Annotated in this window: 18 protein-coding genes and 1 riboswitch; of the genes, 10 read left to right on the forward strand and 8 right to left on the reverse strand. The window is 47.9% G+C overall.

What is annotated here, in order from left to right; all coding sequences use genetic code 11:
• Nucleotides 1-32 precede the first annotated feature (32 nt).
• The 6 genes from ACKTT9_RS02060 (at nucleotide 33) to ACKTT9_RS02085 (ending at nucleotide 6,682) form a co-directional block, all read left to right on the forward strand.
• Nucleotides 33-2,825: a CHASE3 domain-containing protein gene (locus ACKTT9_RS02060; protein WP_407870309.1), complete on the forward strand. Its 2,793-nt coding sequence runs from the start codon at nucleotides 33-35 to the stop codon at nucleotides 2,823-2,825.
• Nucleotides 2,795-3,685, forward strand: coding sequence for a CheR family methyltransferase (locus ACKTT9_RS02065; RefSeq protein WP_407870310.1), 891 nt, complete (start codon nucleotides 2,795-2,797; stop codon nucleotides 3,683-3,685). The genes ACKTT9_RS02060 and ACKTT9_RS02065 overlap by 31 nt, the downstream gene beginning before the upstream one ends.
• A gap of 357 nt (nucleotides 3,686-4,042) precedes the next feature.
• On the forward strand, nucleotides 4,043-4,576 hold the full coding sequence (locus ACKTT9_RS02070) for a DUF1003 domain-containing protein (RefSeq protein ID WP_407870311.1): 534 nt from the start codon (nucleotides 4,043-4,045) through the stop codon (nucleotides 4,574-4,576).
• Nucleotides 4,577-4,657: 81 nt separating this feature from the next.
• Nucleotides 4,658-4,822 carry a DUF1328 domain-containing protein gene (locus ACKTT9_RS02075; protein ID WP_127458160.1) on the forward strand — a complete coding sequence of 55 codons (165 nt, stop codon included), beginning with the start codon at nucleotides 4,658-4,660 and terminating at the stop codon, nucleotides 4,820-4,822.
• Between the two features lie 76 nt (nucleotides 4,823-4,898).
• On the forward strand, nucleotides 4,899-5,279 hold the full coding sequence (locus ACKTT9_RS02080; RefSeq protein WP_127458159.1) for a general stress protein: 381 nt from the start codon (nucleotides 4,899-4,901) through the stop codon (nucleotides 5,277-5,279).
• A 299-nt stretch (nucleotides 5,280-5,578) separates the two neighbouring features.
• Entirely contained in the window at nucleotides 5,579-6,682 is a 1,104-nt protein-coding gene (locus ACKTT9_RS02085; protein ID WP_407869128.1) for an IS4 family transposase, read from the forward strand.
• Nucleotides 6,683-7,374: 692 nt separating this feature from the next.
• On the opposite strand, the gene ACKTT9_RS02090 is transcribed toward ACKTT9_RS02085, so the two are convergent.
• The 3 genes from ACKTT9_RS02090 to ACKTT9_RS02100 all read right to left on the reverse strand — a co-directional run bounded on the left by ACKTT9_RS02090 (nucleotide 7,375) and on the right by ACKTT9_RS02100 (nucleotide 9,489).
• Nucleotides 7,375-8,490 carry an IS110 family transposase gene (locus tag ACKTT9_RS02090; RefSeq protein ID WP_407869224.1) on the reverse strand — a complete coding sequence of 372 codons (1,116 nt, stop codon included), beginning with the start codon at nucleotides 8,488-8,490 and terminating at the stop codon, nucleotides 7,375-7,377.
• A gap of 526 nt (nucleotides 8,491-9,016) precedes the next feature.
• On the reverse strand, nucleotides 9,017-9,217 hold the full coding sequence (locus ACKTT9_RS02095) for a cold-shock protein (RefSeq protein ID WP_127457760.1): 201 nt from the start codon (nucleotides 9,215-9,217) through the stop codon (nucleotides 9,017-9,019).
• 71 nt (nucleotides 9,218-9,288) lie between these two features.
• Nucleotides 9,289-9,489, reverse strand: coding sequence for a cold-shock protein (locus tag ACKTT9_RS02100; RefSeq protein ID WP_028555458.1), 201 nt, complete (start codon nucleotides 9,487-9,489; stop codon nucleotides 9,289-9,291).
• A gap of 187 nt (nucleotides 9,490-9,676) precedes the next feature.
• A riboswitch (purine riboswitch) is annotated at nucleotides 9,677-9,773 on the forward strand.
• Between the two features lie 49 nt (nucleotides 9,774-9,822).
• On the opposite strand from ACKTT9_RS02100, the gene ACKTT9_RS02105 reads away from it, so the two are divergent.
• Nucleotides 9,823-11,178 carry an 8-oxoguanine deaminase gene (locus ACKTT9_RS02105; RefSeq protein WP_407870312.1) on the forward strand — a complete coding sequence of 452 codons (1,356 nt, stop codon included), beginning with the start codon at nucleotides 9,823-9,825 and terminating at the stop codon, nucleotides 11,176-11,178.
• Nucleotides 11,179-11,245: 67 nt separating this feature from the next.
• Here ACKTT9_RS02105 and ACKTT9_RS02110 read toward each other — a convergent pair whose 3' ends face one another.
• Together ACKTT9_RS02110 and ACKTT9_RS02115 are read right to left on the reverse strand one after the other, a co-directional pair.
• Nucleotides 11,246-11,578 (reverse strand): hypothetical protein, encoded by a 333-nt coding sequence (locus ACKTT9_RS02110; protein WP_407870313.1) that lies wholly within the window; start codon nucleotides 11,576-11,578, stop codon nucleotides 11,246-11,248.
• Between the two features lie 117 nt (nucleotides 11,579-11,695).
• Nucleotides 11,696-13,255 carry a copper amine oxidase N-terminal domain-containing protein gene (locus tag ACKTT9_RS02115; protein ID WP_407870314.1) on the reverse strand — a complete coding sequence of 520 codons (1,560 nt, stop codon included), beginning with the start codon at nucleotides 13,253-13,255 and terminating at the stop codon, nucleotides 11,696-11,698.
• A 186-nt stretch (nucleotides 13,256-13,441) separates the two neighbouring features.
• Here ACKTT9_RS02115 and ACKTT9_RS02120 point away from each other — a divergent pair, with 186 nt between their 5' ends.
• From ACKTT9_RS02120 to ACKTT9_RS02130, 3 genes are all read left to right on the forward strand, one after another.
• Complete coding sequence (locus ACKTT9_RS02120; protein ID WP_157323527.1) at nucleotides 13,442-13,969, forward strand: NfeD family protein; 528 nt, start codon at nucleotides 13,442-13,444, stop codon at nucleotides 13,967-13,969.
• Nucleotides 13,970-14,005: 36 nt separating this feature from the next.
• Nucleotides 14,006-15,463, forward strand: coding sequence for a flotillin family protein (locus ACKTT9_RS02125; protein ID WP_157323525.1), 1,458 nt, complete (start codon nucleotides 14,006-14,008; stop codon nucleotides 15,461-15,463).
• Nucleotides 15,464-15,574: 111 nt separating this feature from the next.
• Complete coding sequence (locus ACKTT9_RS02130) at nucleotides 15,575-17,092, forward strand: HD domain-containing phosphohydrolase (RefSeq protein WP_407870315.1); 1,518 nt, start codon at nucleotides 15,575-15,577, stop codon at nucleotides 17,090-17,092.
• A gap of 81 nt (nucleotides 17,093-17,173) precedes the next feature.
• Here the strand turns inward: ACKTT9_RS02130 and ACKTT9_RS02135 are convergent, their stop codons facing one another.
• The 3 genes from ACKTT9_RS02135 to ACKTT9_RS02145 all read right to left on the reverse strand — a co-directional run bounded on the left by ACKTT9_RS02135 (nucleotide 17,174) and on the right by ACKTT9_RS02145 (nucleotide 20,453).
• Nucleotides 17,174-18,472, reverse strand: a complete 1,299-nt coding sequence (locus ACKTT9_RS02135) for a hypothetical protein (RefSeq protein ID WP_407870316.1) — start codon at nucleotides 18,470-18,472, stop codon at nucleotides 17,174-17,176.
• 138 nt (nucleotides 18,473-18,610) lie between these two features.
• A complete protein-coding gene (locus tag ACKTT9_RS02140) occupies nucleotides 18,611-19,900 on the reverse strand; it encodes a hypothetical protein (RefSeq protein WP_407870317.1) in 1,290 nt (429 codons plus the stop codon).
• Entirely contained in the window at nucleotides 19,887-20,453 is a 567-nt protein-coding gene (locus ACKTT9_RS02145; RefSeq protein ID WP_127457751.1) for an RNA polymerase sigma factor, read from the reverse strand. Before ACKTT9_RS02145 ends, ACKTT9_RS02140 begins: the two co-directional genes overlap by 14 nt.
• Nucleotides 20,454-20,663 lie beyond the last annotated feature (210 nt).

Raw genomic sequence — 20,663 nt, forward strand, 5'->3', positions numbered from 1 at the left:
ACGTTCTCTATGAACTGTACTAGGAGGCTGCTATGGGCAAATTTTTTCGTGCGAATATACGTGCAAAAATAATAATGGGATATGTATTTATTATCATATGCTTAGGAATTGCTCTTCTCATTGTGAGCGGTCGTGTCAATGCGCTGCAGAAGGAAGTGGATTTCGTCTCCAGTCATGATTTGGAAGCGCATGATCTTATCAATGCCATACAGAAAAACATGGTTGATATGGAAACCGGCATGCGAGGCTACATCATTACTGGAGACGTTCAATACTTGGAACCCTACGATACAGCCAACAAAACATGGTTGGATAATTATAATAAGCTTCTGCAGTTAGTCAGTTATAACCCCGCTCAGAAGGAGAGTTTGGAGCGTATTAAGCCGACGATCCAAAGTTGGATCCGCACGGCTGGTGATAATGTGATTCTGATGAAGAAAGAAAACAAACAGGCGGCAATTGACGATTATTTCAAGCAAAATTCAGGGAAAAAACTGATGGATCAACTGCGTACCCAATTTGATTCTTTTCTTGCGGCAGAAAAGCAGCTGACGACGGCTAGAGCTGAGCAGCTCGCTCAAAGTAATAAAAATCTTAAAATTGTGCTTTTCACACTTCTTGGCATCATTTCTATTTTTGCAATAATTGTAGCACTGGTCTTATCTAATTCTATTACGAGTACGATCAAACAAGTTACGAGAATGATTCGTTATATTACATCTTCCGAAGGGAATCTGACGTCGAGAATTGAACTGACCAGCCATGATGAAATAAGAGAGTTGGCGGAAGCGACTAATGAAATGTTGGGAGATTTGGAGAAGCAAAACTGGATTCAAACGAATATCGCCGAAGTCGCCACTTTGTATCAGGGAATTAATGATATCGGCTGTTTGGGTGGTACTTTTATAAGCAAATTAGCGCCAATGCTGGATAGTGTCTATGGAGTTGTCTACCTTCGTGAAAACGTCGGGGAGGAAACTCGCTATGTGAAAATAGCGGGGTATGCGGCGTCCGGGAAGGATCCTGCTGCGGCTGTTTTCCGCTTGGGAGAAGGGCTGGTTGGCCAATGCGCGGTGGATCAGCGTATTTTCCTTATCGATAACCTGCCGGAAAATCATGTGAAGCTTACGTCTGGTTTAGGTGTTTCTGTCCCCCGTAACTTGCTGGTAGCGCCGATTCTTGTGGATGGCCACACGGAGGCTGTGATCGAGTTAGCGTCTCTTCATACGTTCCAGGCTCAGCATTTGACCTTGGTTGACTCGCTGCAAGAGAAGTTTGGTTCGGCCATCACGAATGTGCGCAGCCGCATGGAAGTAGAGCGATTGCTCTCGGAGTCTCAGATATTGACGGAAGAGCTTCAAGCGCAATCCGAGGAGCTGCAGGCGCAGTCGGAAGAGCTCCAAATGCAACAGGAACAGCTGCGCATGACCAACGAATTTTTAGAAGAGCAGAATCATTTCTCTGAGCAAAAGGCGTTGGAATTAAAGAAGGCCAAAGACGAGCTGGAAGATTATTCGTTAAAGCTGGAGACGAGCTCTCAGTACAAATCCGATTTTCTTGCCAATATGTCGCATGAACTGCGCACACCGCTGAACAGTATCATGATTTTGTCCCAGATGCTGGCAGAAAATAACGGCGATTTGCAAATGTCAGAGATTGTGGAATATTCGCGTGTGGTGAATGCCGCAGGCAAGGATCTGCTGGCGCTAATCGACGATATCCTGGATTTATCCAAAGTCGAGGCGGGCAAAATAGAAATCATGACGGACGATTTCAATGTGACCGAACTGCCGCAATTGATGAAGCTTATGTTTGCTCCGGTCGCGGAGAAAAAGGGACTCGACTTTGACATCACCTTGGATCCGGATGTGCCGAATGTCATTCAGACGGACGGCCAGCGCCTACAGCAAATATTGAAGAATCTGCTTTCCAACGCGTTTAAATTTACCGAAAAAGGTTCCGTGATGATGAAAATCGCGCTTGCCGACCCGGTTCGTGTGAAGGAACTCCTGCACAGAGATCCGGCAGAAAAAGTGCTTGCCATCTCGATTACGGATACCGGTATCGGGATTCCCATCGACAAGCAGCAGGTCATTTTCGAAGCGTTCCGCCAGGTGGATGGCACAACCAACCGGCAATTCGGCGGAACAGGGCTTGGTTTATCCATTTGCCGCGAGTTTACGCGTCTGCTCGGGGGCTCTATTGTTGTGAAAAGCGAGGTGCACAAGGGCAGTACATTTACGCTCTACGTGCCTAACGCAATTGAAACGGAGCAGGATCATGAGACGCCTGGCAATGATTCTCATGGAGGGGAAATTGCTGCAGCTGTGGAAGAGCGAACGATTATTTCTACGCAAGCCGTTGAGCCGTCTGCCGTTTCATCAGTTGAAACGATAATTTCGGACGCGGAAGTCATCCATTCGGATGCGCAGCTGTTCCAAGGCAAAAGAGTGCTACTCGTGGACGATGATGCGCGCAACGTTTTCGCGCTCGTTACTGCGCTGGAGACGAAGGGAGTCACCGTGGATGTAGCGGATCACGGGAAAGATGCCTTGGAGATGTTAGGCGCAGGCGCCGAGTACGATCTCATCTTAATGGACATCATGATGCCTGTCATGGACGGTTATGAGGCCATGCAGGCGATTCGAGGAGAACTGCACATGCATGAGCTGCCGATCATTGCCCTTACGGCCAAAGCGATGAAAAGTGAGAAAGAGAAATGCTTGGAAGCCGGCGCTTCCGACTATATTACGAAGCCGCTAAATATGGATCAGCTATTTTCGCTCATGCGTGTATGGCTAACGAAGCAGGTGAAAAAACATTGAATAAGCCTGTGGAGGAGCCCGTCGACTTGGAGACCCCGCCTTATGAGGATGAACGACAAAACATTGAGATTAATCTCCTCTTAGAAGGCCTGTATCAAATGTACGGGTTTGATTTCCGCCACTATGTCCGTTCTTCCTTACGGAGGCGGGTTCTGAATCGCATGAAAGCTGAAAAGCTGCCAAACGTCACCGCATTATTGGAGAAGGTTCTCCACGAACCTGGCTTCGTGGATCGCTTGCTCAATGACATGTCGATCCGCGTTACCGAGATGTTCCGGGATCCCAGCTTTTTCCGTGCTTTTCGCAACCTGGTCGTGCCTGAGCTCAGGAAGTACCCCGAGATTCGCATCTGGCATGCCGGCTGCGCGACGGGGGAGGAAGTGTACTCCATGGCGATCCTGATGCAGGAGGAGGGCTTGGCGGAGAGAACGAAGATCTACGCAACAGATATGAATGAGAAAGCGATTGATGCCGCGCAAAAAGGGGCATTCCCGCTTAAGCAGATGCAATATTTCACCAAAAATTATTTGGATTCCGGCGGGACCAAAGCTTTCTCCGAATATTACACAACGGATCATCAGTACGCCTACTTCCAGCCGGTCATGAAGGATAACTTGATGTTTGCGCAGCACAATTTGGCCACGGACGGTTCCTTTAATGAATTCCATGTGATCTTGTGCCGCAATGTCTTGATCTACTTTGATCATAAGCTGCAGACCCAGGTGCACAGCCTGTTTCACGGCAGCTTAGTCGGCGGAGGGTACCTCGGGTTAGGCAAAAAGGAGTCCATCCTTTTCGTGCCGGAGGGCGTGCATTATGAGGAGTACGTTCCGCAGGAACGAATATACCGTAAGAGATAAAACCACTTGAGACGATGAGGGTATCGTTGTCTCAAGTGGTTTTTTGTTGTTAGCTGCGGGGAGGGAACTGGGAGCCTCTATTTTTGGGGAAAAGAGCATTTTTCCTCGCTGAGCGGAACTACAGGGCACTATTCGGCCTCCGTGCGTGGGCAACTTATCGAGCGGGAACGGTAAAATAGTGGCCCACAGTTCTCTCTATCTGTATGGAACAAGCTATTTCAGGAGAGTAGTGGACTGTAGTTCCCAAATAACCATGGGTTAAGCTATCTGACCTCATATGCACTCCACACCCCTTGTTTCGCCCGCAGCGGCAGCGGTTAACAATGTTTATAAATCACCAGAAAGAAGGAGATTACAATGAGCACATTTGATGAGCAGAAGTCTCCGAATGAGCGCATACCCGACAAGTTGATCCAAGAGTTGGAACGCGATACGCATGCCAAGCTTAATATCGAGCAGTTGACCCGAATTACCGCAATGGTCAGAGAGTATCAAGGGAATATCAAGTCGCATTTGACACAGCAGCAGGCCAAAAAGTCGTCCTGGGCGGACCGCATTGCCGACCGCATCGCGGTATTTGGCGGAAGCTGGACGTTTATCGTGCTGTTCGCTCTTTTTCTGGTGAGCTGGATGCTGCTCAATCTGACGCGTTTTGCCTACGATAAGCCGCCGTTCATTTTGCTGAATTTGATATTATCGTGTATATCGGCGTTTCAAGCGCCGGTTATCCTCATGAGCCAGAATCGCCAGGCGAATCGAGATAAGCAGGAGGCCATCCTGGATTTTGCCATTAACTATCGGGCTGAACAAGAGAATATGGAGATGAAGGAACTGCTCGAACGGATGGATCAGAGGCTGGAGAGAATGGAGCGGGAGATTTTCCACCGATAAAATGTTTCATTTTAGGGACAAGCGGTTAATAGATATCATAGCCAAGCAACACAAATTACTGATGAAAAGAGGGTGTTTCCTATGTTAGGCTGGGCTGTCATGTTCTTAATCATTGCTCTCGTAGCTGGTGTATTCGGATTTTTTGGAATTGTTTCAGCGGCAGTAGGAATTGCCAAAGTACTGTTCTTCGTATTCCTGATCATGTTTGTCGTATCGCTGATTTTCGGCAGACGCCGAGGCATCTAGTCCACTACTAGTCTACATGAACCCACAGTAACAATCGCTTTACCCTATAAAATCAATCGAAAGAGGAGGAATTACCATGAGTACTTACACAAGAGTGAGTGTGACAACCAATCTTCAAGAAGCGCAGGAGAAAGTACAGCAATTGTACAGGGAAGGCTTTTCGAGGGAACACATTTATGTGCTGACGCACAGTGCTGAAGGTACCGATTTCGTCGCAAATTATACGGGTGCAGAGCAAATTACCGTGCAGGAGGAGGGCATGCTGACGGCCATTGCAAATCTTTTCCGTTCCCGCGGCGATGAGCTTAGGGCGAAGATGAAGGCTCTCGGCGTGCCGGATGTAGAGGCCAGTCGTTTGGAAGGTGAGCTGGATCGGGGGAAAATCCTTGTCCTGGCGAAGCCCTCCAGCGAGTACCAAGCCTATGATGAAGCAGATTTTCAGCGTACGATTTTATAAAAATGGACAGGGGAGACTCCTTTGCGGGTCTCTTTTTTCCGTAGTTAAGAAAGTATAAGTTTTTTACTTTTGCTTCGCTCTACCCTGAGAAACGCGCTCGTCCTAAAGGACGACTTAAGTATGGAATCGAATCTACTCAAACAAATATTTTTCGTTGTAAAGACGGCTGTGCAGCAAAGTTGAAGGGCTACGTTGCATTACATACAGGCCTGTTGATTATCCACAAAATGGCAGGTAAAAAGGCCGCCCATTCGGTAAACTGTTTGTACCCCTACAAACATCCGAAAGAAGGCGACCTCATGAAAAAGTCTACTATGTTCTCGAATATTCTGCAAACAATTATACCGAAAGAAGAAGTGCTTCCTCTTATCAAAGAAGAGTCCTACGTTGATTCTGCGCGGAAATTTACTGTTTATGATCTCTTTCTTTTTTTATCGCAAGCCGCACTCCAGCAATGGGACGGCTACCGAGATGGTGAAAAACGCATGTCTTCTTGTGGACTTGTAAAAGCTGATCACTCCACGATTTCAAAAAAAGCCAAAGATGTCCCATTTGAGGTGTTCAAGCAGCTGTTGCGTCTGATGATTCAGAAATGTAATCGCCCAACGCGTCGTCGTTTAGGTATCCCTAAGGAATTGCTTGTAGTGGATTCCACTAAGATTACGGCTGGTAAAGAACGATGGCCATGGGCGCCGCTAAAAGGTGAAAAAGCAGGAATTAAACTCCACGTTTCAATCATTGCAGATGCAGGTCAGCTACATAAAGTTACAGAAACAACGGGGAATCGCCCAGATCTATTAAGCTGTAATGACGTACGCGACGACCGTTTCATACTAGTAGCTGACCGCGCTTATGGTAAGCATAAACAATTTGATGATTATCAGGAACAAAACCAATATTTCGTGATTCGCCTCAGGGATAACACACATTTTCATGAACCTAAACGGAGGACACGTAAACGTCCATTTGCTGGCACAATTGAACAAGATTTAACCTGTCAGTTAGGAGCGAAGTCGACGCTTTCAAAAAATAGGTTTCGTGTCGTTATTCTAAAGGATCCGCATGGCAATCCTGTTATTCTGGCAACCAATCTACATAGGCCCTCTGTCGAAAAAATTGCTGAGATGTATAAGAAGCGGTGGCAAATCGAGGTTTTTTTTCGTTGGATTAAGCAGCATTTGAATGTACCGATGATATTTGGAACAACGCCAAATGCCGTTTATGGCCAGTTGTACACAGCTTTATTGGTATATGTCTTACTAAAATTTGTATTCGAACAAGGAAATTCCAAAGTACATCCAAGTGCCCAGTTATCTTTTGCCGAATTTGATCGCTTATTTAGTATGAACGACTTGCAGGCAGAATGGTTGGTCTATTTGACGAGTAATTTCACTTTCTCATGAACCCACTTATTGGTAAATCAACAGGCCTGCATTACATACAACGTAATGGTGTGGTCAGACCGCGATTGCGGTCTTTCGTTGCACAACATACAACCATTTGTTGCAAAAGGTGAACTGTAAGCGGTTTAAATGCAACAATCGTTGTATAAAGTGCAATATAGAGACGAAGGGAGCCCCCTTTACGGCCAAATGGTTGCGCAAAATACAACATAGCTGTCACAGTCGCTGCTATCGCTCCAGCGGTTCCTCCCTGAGGGGAACTACAGGGCCCTGATATGAACGCACTCTGTCAAGCCCCCATTTTAGTACGAGAGTAATTGAGTGTTTTTTGTAAGCAAATAACTCGGCACAGGAGCAAAATGCAAGCAACGGCTAGCATCCTGATATTCGCGGGCTGGTTACCGCAGTTAATGACTTTCGTTAAGAAGAGCTTCCTGTAAACTATTGTCGCACGCAGCTATTAGCAAACCTATAGTTGTGCATAAGGCCTCACACGGACTCTCTTCAACCCCTACTTTGCTCCTGGGCCCAATTATTGCTTTTGTTTCACCATACTTAGGTATCTTATTCCTGCTAAAGTATCGACTGTCAAGGCCGCGAAGCGCAACGTTTAGACTTGACAGCTCGGATGATTTGAAGACTATGTCTTGTCCCAGCCTGTCGGCTGGGCACTCTAAACCCTGTTGTCGGTTTTAGGCCGTTACAGATCGTTCGACTTTACACGCGATTTCCCAGATGAATCCGACTAGTTCTCGCGCAACTGCTGTTACAGCTACATTAGATTCTTTTCCACGGTACACAAGTTTACAGTATTTGCTGTTCAGCCGTATTTGCGCTCTCCATGAGACAGCCAGAAGTTCGCCTTCCTGACCTTCCATTCGTTTTCTAAGTTCCCTGCCTATCGATGGCTTATGACGATAACTCCAACTTGATTCAACCAAAGTGCGACGAACTCCACGATTACCCGCCTTGGTAATACTTCCTCTTCGCGTACTAAGTCCTGTAGAATGCTCTCGTGGGACCAAGCCAAGGTAAGCCATGAGCATGGCAGGATTTCGGAAACGTGTAAAACAACCTATTTCAGCAACAAGCGTAAGCGCCGAGATGATGGCTACCCCTTTTAATACCTGAAGTGCTTTAACGACTGGACCCAAAGCCCCTTTTTGAGCATATTGAATAATGCTCGCTTCCAGACGTTGAAGGCGACTTTCGGATTCATGAATCGCCTGCAAATATTCTTGAAACATGAGCTGATCAGATTCTCTTTCCCATTTCAAGCTGGTCAACCACTCTCTGTAATTTCGTGTCCAACGATTTTTGATGGCAGGTGGATGAGAAATTTGACGCCGCAGAAGTAACTTTAATACTCGTTGGCGATCTCGATGGAGATCCTCTTTCGCATCCTCTCTTGAGCGAACAAGATCGCGAAGAGCTTCTTGTTCAGGAGTTGGTACGTGCACAGCTGTTAGTTCTCCCGCGCGAAACAGTGTAGCAAGACGAAGGGCATCTCGTTTATCTGTCTTAATTTGATCGCCTGTCCGGACTGGAATGAGGGAAGGGGCGATAACTTTACAAGTAATACCGAGCGCAGTTAGCCAGTGAAAGAGTACATAACCCGTTGGGCCAGCTTCGTAACAAACTTCTAAGTTTTCAGCATTGCCGAGTTGTCTCATTATTTTCTTTACGAACTCCAGTTTATGAGGGAAGTGCCCAACGAAGCGAGGTTCGTCGCGTCCAGCGTCTGCAACAGCAACAGAAATCTTGTCTTTAGATACGTCTAAACCTATGAATTTTGTGGTATGCTTCATATTAACAGCTCCTATTTTGCTTATTAGCTCTGGATTGGTATGGATTGATTGTTCATTACCAGTTTAGCCTACGATTCAGCAAATATTAGGGGCTGTTGTGCGTTCATCATAACTATTTCATCGAAATAGGCTCCTCTTCACGTGAACGGGAACTGACGTCCTCTATTTGTCCGTTTTCTTGAAGAAATTGGGGGCAGGCGGTCAAATAGGGCCCAGCAGTTCCGCTTGAACGCGGAAACGGGCTTAATTTGTTAGAATAGCGGCCTGTAGTTCCTCTAAGTAAGTGGCCAGCCAGCTTACCTCTCCTATGAGGATGCCCCCTCCGCCAAAATTCGCTCCTACTGGGCTCTTAACAAGCTAAACTACGGAGGGAAATTAACTCCTCCAACGAATCCTTTCTCCTCAACGAGTTGAGCGAAAGCTCAACCTTTATTGTGTTCATAGCACTAAAAACAGCAAAGCCCTTATTGCCTCCATTCTCGGAGACAATAAGGGCTTCGGGTACTACCGTAGGCTGTATTACTAATTATCGCCTGCTGCTTGTGTTCGATAAGGTTGGGAGCATCTTTGAATCCTTGACCATGGCAGAATGACAAATCGGACATTCCGGACTTTCGTCGAATGAAAAGTTATCTCTCATCCAACATGAGCACTGTTCCGTGCTGCAGGTCCAAATGTTCGTTTGCTCTTCGGGCACAGGTTCCATCGATTTCTTTGAAAAGTACATGTGAACTCCTCCTTGTCATTATAGACTCAGCCTCAGACTCGCAAGCAGTGTATAGCAATATGTGGTAAGGACTACAGCTTGACTACATTTTCAGCTTGCGGTCCGCGGTTACCTTGAACAACTTCAAATTGTACGCGTTGGCCTTCATCCAAGCTTTTGAAACCTTCCCCCGTAATAGCGCTGAAGTGAACGAACACATCATTGCCGCCTTCCATTTCGATAAAACCAAATCCTTTTTCTGCATTAAACCATTTTACCGTACCTGTTTCCATGTAGACATAAACCTCCAATAATTTGTTCCTGCGTGTTGCTCTTGGATCATTCAGAACCTGACAGCTTGTTAACGCAGCTTTGATAATATATCCAATTCGAAGGGAGCTTATTCCAATTTCATGAAAATTCATTTCAAACCAATTGACGCGCTGCCAAAAGTTGCCTATACTGAGGCTAAATATGGCTTTAAATCACAATTTTATAGTTCGTATAACCTCGATAATTTGGTTCGGGGGCTCTACTGGGAACCTAAATCCTAACTACGAACACAATATATGCTTATATATTGTGTTTGTTGGTTAGGATTTTTTTACGTTGAGGAGGAATGAAGGATGAGTTCATTATTAATTCGCAATGCGCAGGCTATTGTTACGGTGGATGCCGGGGATCGTGTGTTGGAACGGGCGAATATCCTGATCGAAGGGAATCGGATTACGAAGATGGGGAAGGACAGGTATGAAGCAGACAGGGTTATCGATGCCTCGCAAATGTTTGTGTACCCAGGCTTGGTTAACGTGCATCATCACCTGTATCAGACGTTTACGCGCAATTTGCCGCAGGTGCAAAAGCTGGAGTTATTCGACTGGCTCCGCTATCTATATGAAATCTGGAAGAGGATCACGCCTGATGCCGTGTATCACAGCTCCCTAACAGGTATTGCCGATCTCATGAAAAATGGGTGTACCACCGTTTTCGACCATCATTATGTATTTCCGCAGCAAAATAGTGCTCATTTCATCGATAAACAATTCGAAGCGGCTGAGCGCCTAGGCATTCGCTTCGTAGCTTCCAGAGGGTCCATGACGCTTGGCAAGGATCAAGGAGGCTTACCTCCTATGAGCGTCGTGCAGGACCTGGATACAATCCTTGCTGACAGCGAGAGGTTGATTGATCGTTATCACGATGCCAGCGCAGGCTCGATGCGTCAGGTGGTGCTGGCGCCGTGCTCACCCTTCAGCGTCTCCGCCGATCTGATGCGGGAGTCGGCGAAGCTGGCTAGAGCCAAGGGCGTACGGCTTCATACGCATCTGGCTGAGACGAAGAATGAAGAAGCCTATACGCTTGAAAGGTTTGGGATGAGACCGCTGGCTTATATGGAAAGCCTGGACTGGTTAGGGCCTGACGTGTGGTATGCCCATGGCATTCATTTTAACGATGAGGAAATGAGGCTGCTCGCGCAAACCAAAACCGGCGTCGCCCATTGCCCGATTTCCAACATGAAGCTTTCGTCCGGTATTGCAAGAGTGCCGGAAATGCTGAGCATGGGAATTCCTGTAGGCTTGGCGGTGGATGGCAGTGCATCCAATGACGGATCGAACCTGCTTGAGGAGCTCAGGGTAGCGTATTTGCTGCACAGACTGCAATCCAGCGCCCAGGCGCCCAGCGGTTATGATTTATTGAAAATCGCCACCAGAGGCGGCGCTGAAATCTTAGGCAGATCCGATATCGGCTCGCTTGAGGTAGGGAAAGCAGCGGACCTGTTCATGGTTCGTGTAGACCATATTGACGCTGTAGGGACGCAGAACGACCCCAAATCATGGCTGGCAACGGTTGGCCTTAAGCGACCAGTGGATTACACCATCGTGGCTGGGAAGGTCGTTGTCGAGAACGGCAGGCTTGTTGGAGAGGATGAGGACCAGCTTGCGATGGACTGCCAAGCATCGTTCGAACGTTTTATGCAACAGTAAGAGAACGAAAAAAGCCCGCACCTCACGCAAGGCCTGAATGGACCAAGTGAGAGGGCGAGCTTTCCTCTTAAGCAAGCAATAAAATGACTAGCAGCTCGAACAGAACTAACGTCAAAATTTGATTGTACTGAGCAGGCGTATAAATAGGTCTGTGGTGCCCGTAAGGCTGAGCATGCGGTGTAACGTGCAGATAAGCATGGTGGCCATCCACATTCACCAGCACGCCTTCATACGTATGACCGTCTATAGTTGTGACGCGAATCGTACGACCGACATGGGGGTGAACAGCTCCCATAATTGCGTTTCGCTTGTGCATCATTTGATGCTGCCAGTCTGGTTCTGCTTGATAAAGAACTTGCGATCCTTGATGACCGGGGTGTTGCGACGGATTCATATACATAGCTTTCGCTCCTTTTTCGTGCGGCTGCGCGCATCGGTAGGCTTTTTGCCTAGGTTCACTACAGACTATTCAGCCGTCCGAAAAAGGTGCGTTTGCCCATACACTTATTCCAAGATACTAATCGCGTTTAATTGTCACCACACGAGTATCATCGTCAAAGGATACTTTACCGCCAAGCGACTCTGCGATGAAACGAATCGGCACGAAGGTAGATCCATTATGGAGCGTTGCAGCACTTTCCAACTCAATGGAAGCACCGTCAACCGTAGCCATCTTACTATCGAGCTTCAGCACAATCGTTTTACCGCTTAACAAGTCTTTAATAGTAACTTCCTGCAAGTCGCCGTTCCAGCCAACCTCAGCGCCAAGCTTTTCGGAGATAAAACGCACCGGCACCATGGTTTTGTTATCTGTATTAATGAATGGCTGCGGTGTATCGCTCGTTGAGCCAGCATCGCCATCCGCCAGCTTTAAGTTAACTTCCTTCTTCGTTACTTTCATATCTTCGCGAAGCATTTTGTAGAAAGTAGACTGTTTATCCAAGTTATCCAGCACGCGATAAATGGAGGCAGCGTCCTTACCAGCTTGCACGGCACCGCCGGAGACATCAATGGTCTCGGCTGTAACCGGCTTATCCATATTCCAGGTTTCACTTGCGAAGGAGATTTTAAGCCCTGCAACGCCAGTACCTTTATCCGGAAGCGGAATGTTGGCCGTAAGTGTTTGCTTGCGAATGAATTTATCAGCATCGATATAAAGATCAGCTTGCAGCGTGGATTTAGGGTCAAACAGGCCTTTAATGGGCATTACACCCTGCTCGGCATTCCCGGCAATGGCTTCTTCGAAAGAAGCAGCTGTTTTCTCCAGAAAATCACGGATAGGCTCATACACGAGTCCGATGGCTAATTGTTTGTTGCTCAAAATGGTCAGGGCGAAGTCTGCGGAACCGGCCTTGACTTGTTCTTCAATAATAGGTGACAAAGCATCGTACAATTGGCTCAGCAGGTCTTTTAAACCAGCTTCGTCCGCCAAGATATTGCTGAACAGTTTCTGGAGCAGGGTGGCTAGCTCAGTGCCGTTCAGTTCAATGTGTGCTTGCTGGAGGGAGAGGTCGGAACCGTTAACTTTGTCCGTAACCGATGTGACTGAAATATTCGAAGGATTTGCCGTATTCGCTAAAATAAGTCCAATAACCGAAGCTTTAATCTCGGCCAGTTTATTTCCGAACTGTTCCTGAATGACAGTAGGTAACATTTTGGTGAGCGTTGCATCCGATCCGCCTAAGACGTCATAAACAATCGGTTTTTTCGCGCCTTCGATACTTAAAACAATTTTCGTGCCTTCTGTAGCAAGCTTAAAGGGGATGGAGCCCTTCCCGTATGTAATGGTACCTTCTGCAGATGTCATCTGTGCGTTCTGTGTTTTCACGTTCGTAAGCTCAACTTTTACATGCTGGAGAGCGCTGAGCGACTTCTGCTCGTCAGCTGTTAGCTTGGAGGTGTCGCCGGGAACGAACTCAATCTGCAAGGTACCTTTGGATTCGGAGGACTTCACGGTTGCACTGTTTTTAATCGCTTCAGCAAGGTCTAAGCCTTGTACAGCTTGGCAGCCTGTCAACGCAAGCAGCAGGAACACCATGGCGGCGGATACCCACCAAGTCATTTTCTTTTTGTACATGTGCTAATCTACTCCTTAGTTTTAATAGAAACAACAAAAAGACGTCCAATGATTATACGCGATGCACCAAAGAAGGATTCGCGTGCAAACGGATTATTTTTTGACCGCAACCTTTTATTACCAATTTCGTATATATTTATTAGACGGACTATGCTTCCTGAAGGAGGCCACAAGGAGGTGACGTCTATGATGACTTTGTTTGCGGTATGTTTTTTTGTAGGCCTTGTGTTAACTGTTCTTGTTACATTTTTTGGAGGCGACTTCTTTGAAGTCCACGGAGATACCGGAGGAGCCCATGGCCATGGGGGACCGTCCTTTTTCAACTTGTCTTCCCTTTTAGCGAGCTTAACGGTATTCGGTGGGATGGGGTATATGCTGAGTGAGGTAGGAATGACTAGCAGTTTATTCATCCTGCTCATTGCGATTGGCGCCGGGCTTTTTGTGGGTTGGCTGTTCTTCCTTTTCTATGCCAAAGTCATCTATAAGCATGATGACAGCATGAGGGAAAGCGATTTTGAACTCAATGGACAGTTAGGGAAGCTGATTGTGCCCATTAACGGGAAGGGGATCGGCGAGATGGTGATTGTAATGCAGGGGACCAAACGGTCCATCAGCGCGCGATCCGAGCTTGGAGAATCGATACCCAAAGGAGCAAGGGTGGTCATTCTTCACATGGACAAAGGCGTCGCTACAGTAAGTCAATTTAGTGACTGAGCTTGAAGGTACTACTAACTTCCGGGAGGTTATTTGATGACGTTAACGATTTTGTATACGGTTGTTGCGATTGTACTTGTTGTTTTCATTTTACTTACTACCATTGTTAGGGCCTATAAGAAAGTTCCGCCGAATGAGGCGATGATTGTGTTCGGTTTGGGTGGCAAACGCGTCGTGCAGGGCGGAGGAACGTTCGTCATTCCGGGCTTTCAGAGCTACAAAACAATCTCCATGATGCTCATGAGCTTTGACGTCAAACCGGATCAGCCCATGTTCTCTCAACAAGGGATACGGCTTAAGATCGAGGCGGTTGCCCAGATCAAAATTCAAAGCGACCCCATCGCCATCGCCACGGCTTCCGAGCAGTTTCTGGACCACACGCTGCTGGAGCGTGAAATGATGATTCTTCATTCCGTTGAGGGGCATCTGCGCGGGTTGGTTGGGCAATTAACGGTAGAAGCTATCCTTAAGAATCCGGATGAGTTGAACAGCAAGATGAGGGAAACGTGCTCGGAGGATTTGGATAAAATGGGGCTGAGCCTGATCTCCTTCGTCCTCAAGCGTGTGGCGGATGATCAAGGTTATATTGAGAACCTTGGAGTACCGGAAGTGGAGCGCATCCGCAAAAGCGCCAGTATTGCCAGAGCCGAGGTCGAACGGGACATCCAGATCCGACAAGCGGATACGGAAAAAGAATCGGCTATCCGCAAAGCAGAGGCGCACCAGCTGAAGGTCGAAGCCGAAACGGTCGCATCGGCCAAAGAAGCGCAGTACCGCAAGGAGCTAAGCATGCGGGAAGCCGAGTTTAAGCAGGAGACTACGAGCCGGCAGGCGGAAGCGGACTTGGCTTATGAGCTGAAGCAGAAGCAGATTCAGCAGTCGCTCGTGACGGAGCAGGTGAGAATCAGGCAGATGGAAGCTGAAGCGAACAAGACCGTACGGCAGATTGAAGTTGAGCTGAAGCAAAAGGAACTCGAGGCGTCGGTTATTAAACCTGCCGAAGCGGAGAAACAGGCTGCGATTATGCGCGCCGAAGTGAGCAAACAGCGGCAAATTCTCGAAGCCGAGGCGGATGCCGAGTCGACGAGAAAGCGCGGTGAAGCGACGGCCGAGGCGGAGCTCGCCAAAGGGAAAGCGAATGCGGAAGTCGTTCGCTTGGCGGGGCTTGCTGAAGCGGAGGCGCTGGAGAAGAAAGCAGAAGCCTACAAGCAGTACACGCAGGCAGCGGTGACGGTGGAAATCCTTCGCATTCTGCCGGAGTTAGCGGAGAAGATTGCAGCGCCACTAAGCAACGTGGACAAAATCACGGTGATCTCCCAAGACGGTGCGACATCCGGCGTGAACAAGGTGACAGGCGACATCGTCAAAATGATCGCCCAAGTGCCTGAAATTACGCAGACATTAACAGGCCAGAGTGTTACGGAGCTTGCACGCGCCTTCCTCGGCAAGGACAATGTGCCTAATGTCCCTAATGTGAATAAGGAAACGGAATGAATCCAAGTGAATGTCCTTGGCCCCTAGGGCTGAGGGCATTTTTTTATAAGCGTAAAAGGGAGAATTGCTATACAATAGGGACTAAGTTTAGAGTGAAATGAGGCACCTATTATGGTTATTTACCAAAGGTTTCTGCGAGATTTGATCCGCAATTATATCATAGGTTCAGGTATTGCTGTTGTTGTGGTTGGCGGGGTCATTATTTCAACGACCTTGTCCATTTCGAATGCAGAAATGGTGCGTATTTTCTTCATTATGACCATTTCCCTGGGCGTCATGATGTTGGCGGAGTTGCTAGTGTTTCGGAGGCACATGCAGCCCATTCGAGCTCTGCTGGAGCAGGAGACGCCTGACTTAACGTTCATTCGGGACGCTTATTTGCAAACGCACCGTTTTCCGGCGCTTTCCGTGAAACGGATTTTGGGACCCCATTTTCTTGGCTTGTCCCTTCCAGCCATGACGATGGCGTCCATCGGGATTGCGATGGGCTGGCTTTCACTTCCTGCCTATTATATAGGGCTTGCGGGAATTGGTGCCGTGCTTGTGGCTAGCATGCATGCTTTGCTTGAATTTTTCACGACGGCCCGGGCGATCCGGCCGGTTCTTATCCATATCCGCGAGGTAGGCCAGCGCCTTTATGGGGAGGATGTCTCTTTGGATGGGCGTGTGATTGTTTCCATTCAACGCAAATTCCAGCTGAGCGCGTTCCTGATTGGAACGATGCCGCTGTTTCTTTTCAGCTTGGCAACGCAAATTCGTCTTCTTTCACAGCCATCGGATTTTACGGTGGATTATTGGAAGTGGGCGGGTATCATTCTGCTGCTTGGCGTGGGGTTTTCCTCTCTTGGGGCACGGATGCTGGCCAGAGATATTCAACAGCCTATCGGAGACTTGTACCGAGCGATGAGAGACGTGCAATCCGGGGATTTGCAGGTTAGGGCTTCGGATTTATATTCAGATGAATTCTCAAGATTGGTTGCTGGTTTTAATCATATGGTCAAAGGGCTTGAAGCGCGCGAGAGCATGAATAATCAGCTGCTGCAGAGTTATTATTCCACCTTAGCTGCTGCCCTTGACGCTAGAGATGCTTATACGGCAGGGCATTCCACACGTGTTGCTCAGTATTCCCTTCTGATTGGTAAAGCAGTGGCTTTAAGTGAACAGGAACTCGATCTGTTGAAAAAAACGGCCCTGCTGCATGACATAGGGAAGATTGGTGTTCGCGACAATGTATTGCTGAAGGAAGGCCGATTGACGGATGAGGAGTTTGAGAAAATTAAGCTGCATCCGGTGCTGGGCGAATCGATCCTGAAGCAAATTGAGCCGGCGGAGGCGATGGCGCCGTTGCTTCCGGGTGTGCGCTCACATCATGAGCGCTATGACGGCAAGGGATATCCGGACGGCCTGATAGGCCAGGAGATCCCGGAATTTGGGCGCATCATCGCGGTAGCCGATGCGTTCGATGCCATGACTTCGGATCGTCCTTATCGGAAGGGGATGGCGGTCGAGAAGGCGATGGCCATTCTCGCGGAGGGCAAGGGGACGCAGTGGGATCCCCGCTATGCGCAGACGTTTATTGATGTTCTCATGAGCTCGAACCACGGGAAGAAGACGTCGCAGGTAAGCTGACGGCATGAAACAGCAAATGCATAAATAATAGAGCCCGCTGCTGCGTGAAGGGAGGCCTATTATTTATGCAATCTATGACGATCAATTGATGACCGGATAGCCTAAAAATTCGGCAATCTTATCAAGCAATCGTTGCTGTGCCGTCATTTTTTGAAACATGTCATCGTACTTTTTGTTCCATTCTTCTTTCAGTTGGTTCATTTCCCCGGTAACGCCTTCATACTGCTGGTTCAGCAGCTCCGTTGTGGCAATAAGCAGTTCACCTTTGACGTCTTGTTCAGAAGCTTCTTGGATCTGCTGTTGAATAGCCTGGATGACGTTCTGAAGTCCTTTCACTTTAAGCGAAGCACCTTCAAATTGTCTGTGTAACAATTCAATGGTTGTAGCGATTTCACTGCGGATGTCCTGTTCAATGAGCTCAGCTATCTTGTTAACGAGAATCTGATTGACGCTGCTCAGCTCCGTGACTTCCTCCGTAAGGGCGTCACATCGATTGCCCAGCATTTGTACTTCCTCCGAAACACCTTCGACTTGTGGTCTCAGCAACTCTGTGGCAGCGGACAGTATCTCACTTTTGAGATCGGTCTCCGAAATTTCGGGTTGATCTTGAACTTGTGCTTGTTCTTGCGCTAGTTCTTGCGCTTGTGCGAGACGCTGGATTTCATTACGCAGGTCCGCTATTTCATCCGAAACGCTATGATATCGCGTATCCAATGCCTCAACGGTGGTTACCAAGCTTTCTTCCTTACTTGTTTGTTCCGGTGTTTTTATGACCTTCTGCATGAGAGAGTGGACCATGGCGCTTAGCTCTGTGAATTTATGTGTTAAAAGATCGAACTGGAAGTTGGAGGGATCCAGAGCAGGCGATGAAGCTCTGCCAGCTGTAACTGAGGCTATACTGGCTTTTTGATTCAGGTTATCTGTGTAGTCCTTTAACTTCTCTGGCGTTTTGTTCGATTCTATCTTTTGCTTGAGGAGCTGCACCGAATTACGTAATTCGATCGTATCATTACTAAACTGCGCATTTGATTTGTTAACAGCCAACGGGGGCAAATTGGAGCCGGAAATAGCAGGAGCCGTAGGAGAAACTGAAGGAGCCGGAGTTTCAGGCGGCGTAGTTTGTATTTCTTTAGGCAGTGAAAGAGCTTCTTTATCACGCATTTCCTGTAACTGTTCTTTGATGAACTTAAGTGGCTTATTGGCGTCTTTCATCCTGGCGATGGCTCGAAACATTTCGATGGCCTCTTCCGTGTATCGGAGTGACCCGTCAACAGCTACGATCGGAAGAAATTCACGAAAGTGATTGGACCATTCGACCACAGATGCACGTGTTTTTCCGATTTTCCCGGCGATTTCGGTGAGCTTATATGATCTTTTCATTGTGCTTTATCGTCATCCTTTCGTCTTAAGCTCTTTAGGCTTAGGCATTCAGCTGTAACATTGTATTCAGGACATGAAGCAAATGACAATGAAAAAAAAGGTCCATTCCCATAACTGGGGAACGGACCCTTCCTTTATTTATTCAATCGACGGCACACGTTTATCCGTCTCTGGTGCTAAATATCGGCCAACCTTATCAATCCATTCCTCGACATAATGATCCGTGGCCCACTGTGCCATGACAAGCTGCTCACCGGGGAGCAGATTCAGCACAAGCTGTGGATCACTGCCGGGTGCCTGGCCGTAGGGATAGAACTTGAGCTTGCCGTTCTCGAAGATAACGAGCATATCGTTCATCGGCGAAGTTAAAGCATCGGTCGCTTGCGGCCAGGAGGACCGAATGGCGTTCCAGTTGCAGCATAGATCGTCGTGGTTGACGACTTTATCGGGCAGCTCTCGCGGGAAGTCATGCAGCGCATAGCTGTCGGGTACTGCCGCCGTGGTTGTAACACGCGGCGTTTCAGCGACCTTGCCAACCCAGTGCCCTGGTTCGCGCTGAACCGTCCAGCTCTCGCCGGACACCTCGCCGCGCAAACTGCTGGATACACTGGCGAGCACACCGCTGATATTCGTGTTCGTGCCGTAGACATCAGCGATAGACACATGATTCTTGTCCACCGGCTTGTTGTAGAACTGTACGGTGTGGCCTTCTTTTAATTGCGGCAGGGTACGGACCCAGATGCGATCTGCCTGATAGGGCACACCGCCTCGCACAGTCTGTTCTGCCTCGGCAATAGACACATATTGATTCCCCGCAAATAGGAGGGTTTCTGTTCGATTGAGCTGTTCGCTTTCATCATCCGGGAAAGCTTCCGGTTTCACAGGCTGATCCGCCAAATGAGCGGATAAGTAATGGAATTCATCCGTTTTCGTTCGATGGACCAGCGAGTCGATTTTCCAGAAGTTTTGCTTATAAGGCATAAGAATCCCCGAGCCTTCGGACGTCTTCTGCAGTTGTCCGCGAACAGGTGCGATCAGCATCGTGCGATAGGTACTATAACGCATAGGTTTCAGCGCGCGCCCAGGCTCGTTGGCAGGTTCATGCTCGGTCCTTAAGCCAATCAGCAAAGCCGTGGTAATCGGCGTAGGAGAGAGGTTTAAGGACGCTGTTGTTGCTGTTATTGCTGTATCTGCCACAGGTGCGGCATCACTTTGGGTATGTAGCGTGTTCCAAGGGAAAAGCAAGATCGCGGCCACGATTGCACCGACACCAGCGAAGCAAAGCACGGGCTTGATCCTTGGCTTCGTTCGTTCTTTGCGTTCAACCGCTTCTTCAATCTCGCGCTGAAGCTTGGAAGTAAAGCCGGGGCGCTCAAGCGGTCCTGATTCCAATTGTTTGCGTAAATCATCCGGATCAGGATTCTTCAAGAGCCTCACGCTCCTTCAATTTGACCACCTTGAGTCTGGCGTGATGAAGCCGTGATTTAACGGTTCCCTCCGATATGTTAAGGATAGACGCCATTTCTTTCGTTGAGAGCTGATAGTGGGCATGCAAAATCAGAATTTCCCTATATTTCGGTGGAAGGGAAATAACTTTTTTCCAGATGTCGCTGGCATACAATTTCTCCATGGCTTCAGTTTCGGCGGAACTCGATGTACCTGTAGATTGAATGAAGCCAACAAGGGTAACTTTGCGCCAGAAGGCTTTGCGTAAATAGTCATAAGTTGTATTGCGTGTAATCGTAAGAAGCCAGGTCTTAACCGAAGCTTCGCCGCGGAATGTAGTAAGATTGCGATAAACTTTTAGGAAGGCATCTTGGGCAATATCATCAGCTAAGTCTGAGTTGCGGCAAATGCTGAAAGCGTAATTCCAAACATCATTTCCGTAGGTCTCCATCAAATTGCGAAGAATGACTTTTTGATCTGTTGTTTCAGATACGTACTTTAAATACTCAAATACATGGACACCGGTCGTCTCCATTCTCTCACCTCTCTGAATTAGACGTTCGCAGGTTCCAAAAAGTTCGCAAAACGCCCAAAAATATTTCACGGCATCATCTCATACCTAAATAATTCGAAAGGATATTGCCGCAAGAGTCGGAGTTTGAAGATAATTTGGCAGAAAAGAAGTAGGTCGGATTCTGGAGGAGTTTTGAGCCGGGGAAGAGAAAGGATCCTATATATAGAAATT

The sequence above is a fragment of the Paenibacillus sp. P36 genome, from assembly GCF_045866505.1.
Lineage (GTDB): Bacteria > Bacillota > Bacilli > Paenibacillales > NBRC-103111 > Paenibacillus_E > Paenibacillus_E chondroitinus.

What these genes read in the sequence shown, in the direction of transcription:
- ACKTT9_RS02060 (WP_407870309.1), top strand. Translation starts at nt 33, where the DNA reads ATGGGCAAATTTTTTCGTGCGAATATACGTGCAAAAATAATAATGGGA.
- ACKTT9_RS02065 (WP_407870310.1), top strand. Translation starts at nt 2,795, where the DNA reads ATGGCTAACGAAGCAGGTGAAAAAACATTGAATAAGCCTGTGGAGGAG.
- ACKTT9_RS02070 (WP_407870311.1), top strand. Translation starts at nt 4,043, where the DNA reads ATGAGCACATTTGATGAGCAGAAGTCTCCGAATGAGCGCATACCCGAC.
- ACKTT9_RS02075 (WP_127458160.1), top strand. Translation starts at nt 4,658, where the DNA reads ATGTTAGGCTGGGCTGTCATGTTCTTAATCATTGCTCTCGTAGCTGGT.
- ACKTT9_RS02080 (WP_127458159.1), top strand. Translation starts at nt 4,899, where the DNA reads ATGAGTACTTACACAAGAGTGAGTGTGACAACCAATCTTCAAGAAGCG.
- ACKTT9_RS02085 (WP_407869128.1), top strand. Translation starts at nt 5,579, where the DNA reads ATGAAAAAGTCTACTATGTTCTCGAATATTCTGCAAACAATTATACCG.
- ACKTT9_RS02090 (WP_407869224.1), bottom strand. Translation starts at nt 8,490, where the DNA reads ATGAAGCATACCACAAAATTCATAGGTTTAGACGTATCTAAAGACAAG.
- ACKTT9_RS02095 (WP_127457760.1), bottom strand. Translation starts at nt 9,217, where the DNA reads ATGTACTTTTCAAAGAAATCGATGGAACCTGTGCCCGAAGAGCAAACG.
- ACKTT9_RS02100 (WP_028555458.1), bottom strand. Translation starts at nt 9,489, where the DNA reads ATGGAAACAGGTACGGTAAAATGGTTTAATGCAGAAAAAGGATTTGGT.
- ACKTT9_RS02105 (WP_407870312.1), top strand. Translation starts at nt 9,823, where the DNA reads ATGAGTTCATTATTAATTCGCAATGCGCAGGCTATTGTTACGGTGGAT.
- ACKTT9_RS02110 (WP_407870313.1), bottom strand. Translation starts at nt 11,578, where the DNA reads ATGTATATGAATCCGTCGCAACACCCCGGTCATCAAGGATCGCAAGTT.
- ACKTT9_RS02115 (WP_407870314.1), bottom strand. Translation starts at nt 13,255, where the DNA reads ATGTACAAAAAGAAAATGACTTGGTGGGTATCCGCCGCCATGGTGTTC.
- ACKTT9_RS02120 (WP_157323527.1), top strand. Translation starts at nt 13,442, where the DNA reads ATGATGACTTTGTTTGCGGTATGTTTTTTTGTAGGCCTTGTGTTAACT.
- ACKTT9_RS02125 (WP_157323525.1), top strand. Translation starts at nt 14,006, where the DNA reads ATGACGTTAACGATTTTGTATACGGTTGTTGCGATTGTACTTGTTGTT.
- ACKTT9_RS02130 (WP_407870315.1), top strand. Translation starts at nt 15,575, where the DNA reads ATGGTTATTTACCAAAGGTTTCTGCGAGATTTGATCCGCAATTATATC.
- ACKTT9_RS02135 (WP_407870316.1), bottom strand. Translation starts at nt 18,472, where the DNA reads ATGAAAAGATCATATAAGCTCACCGAAATCGCCGGGAAAATCGGAAAA.
- ACKTT9_RS02145 (WP_127457751.1), bottom strand. Translation starts at nt 20,453, where the DNA reads ATGGAGACGACCGGTGTCCATGTATTTGAGTATTTAAAGTACGTATCT.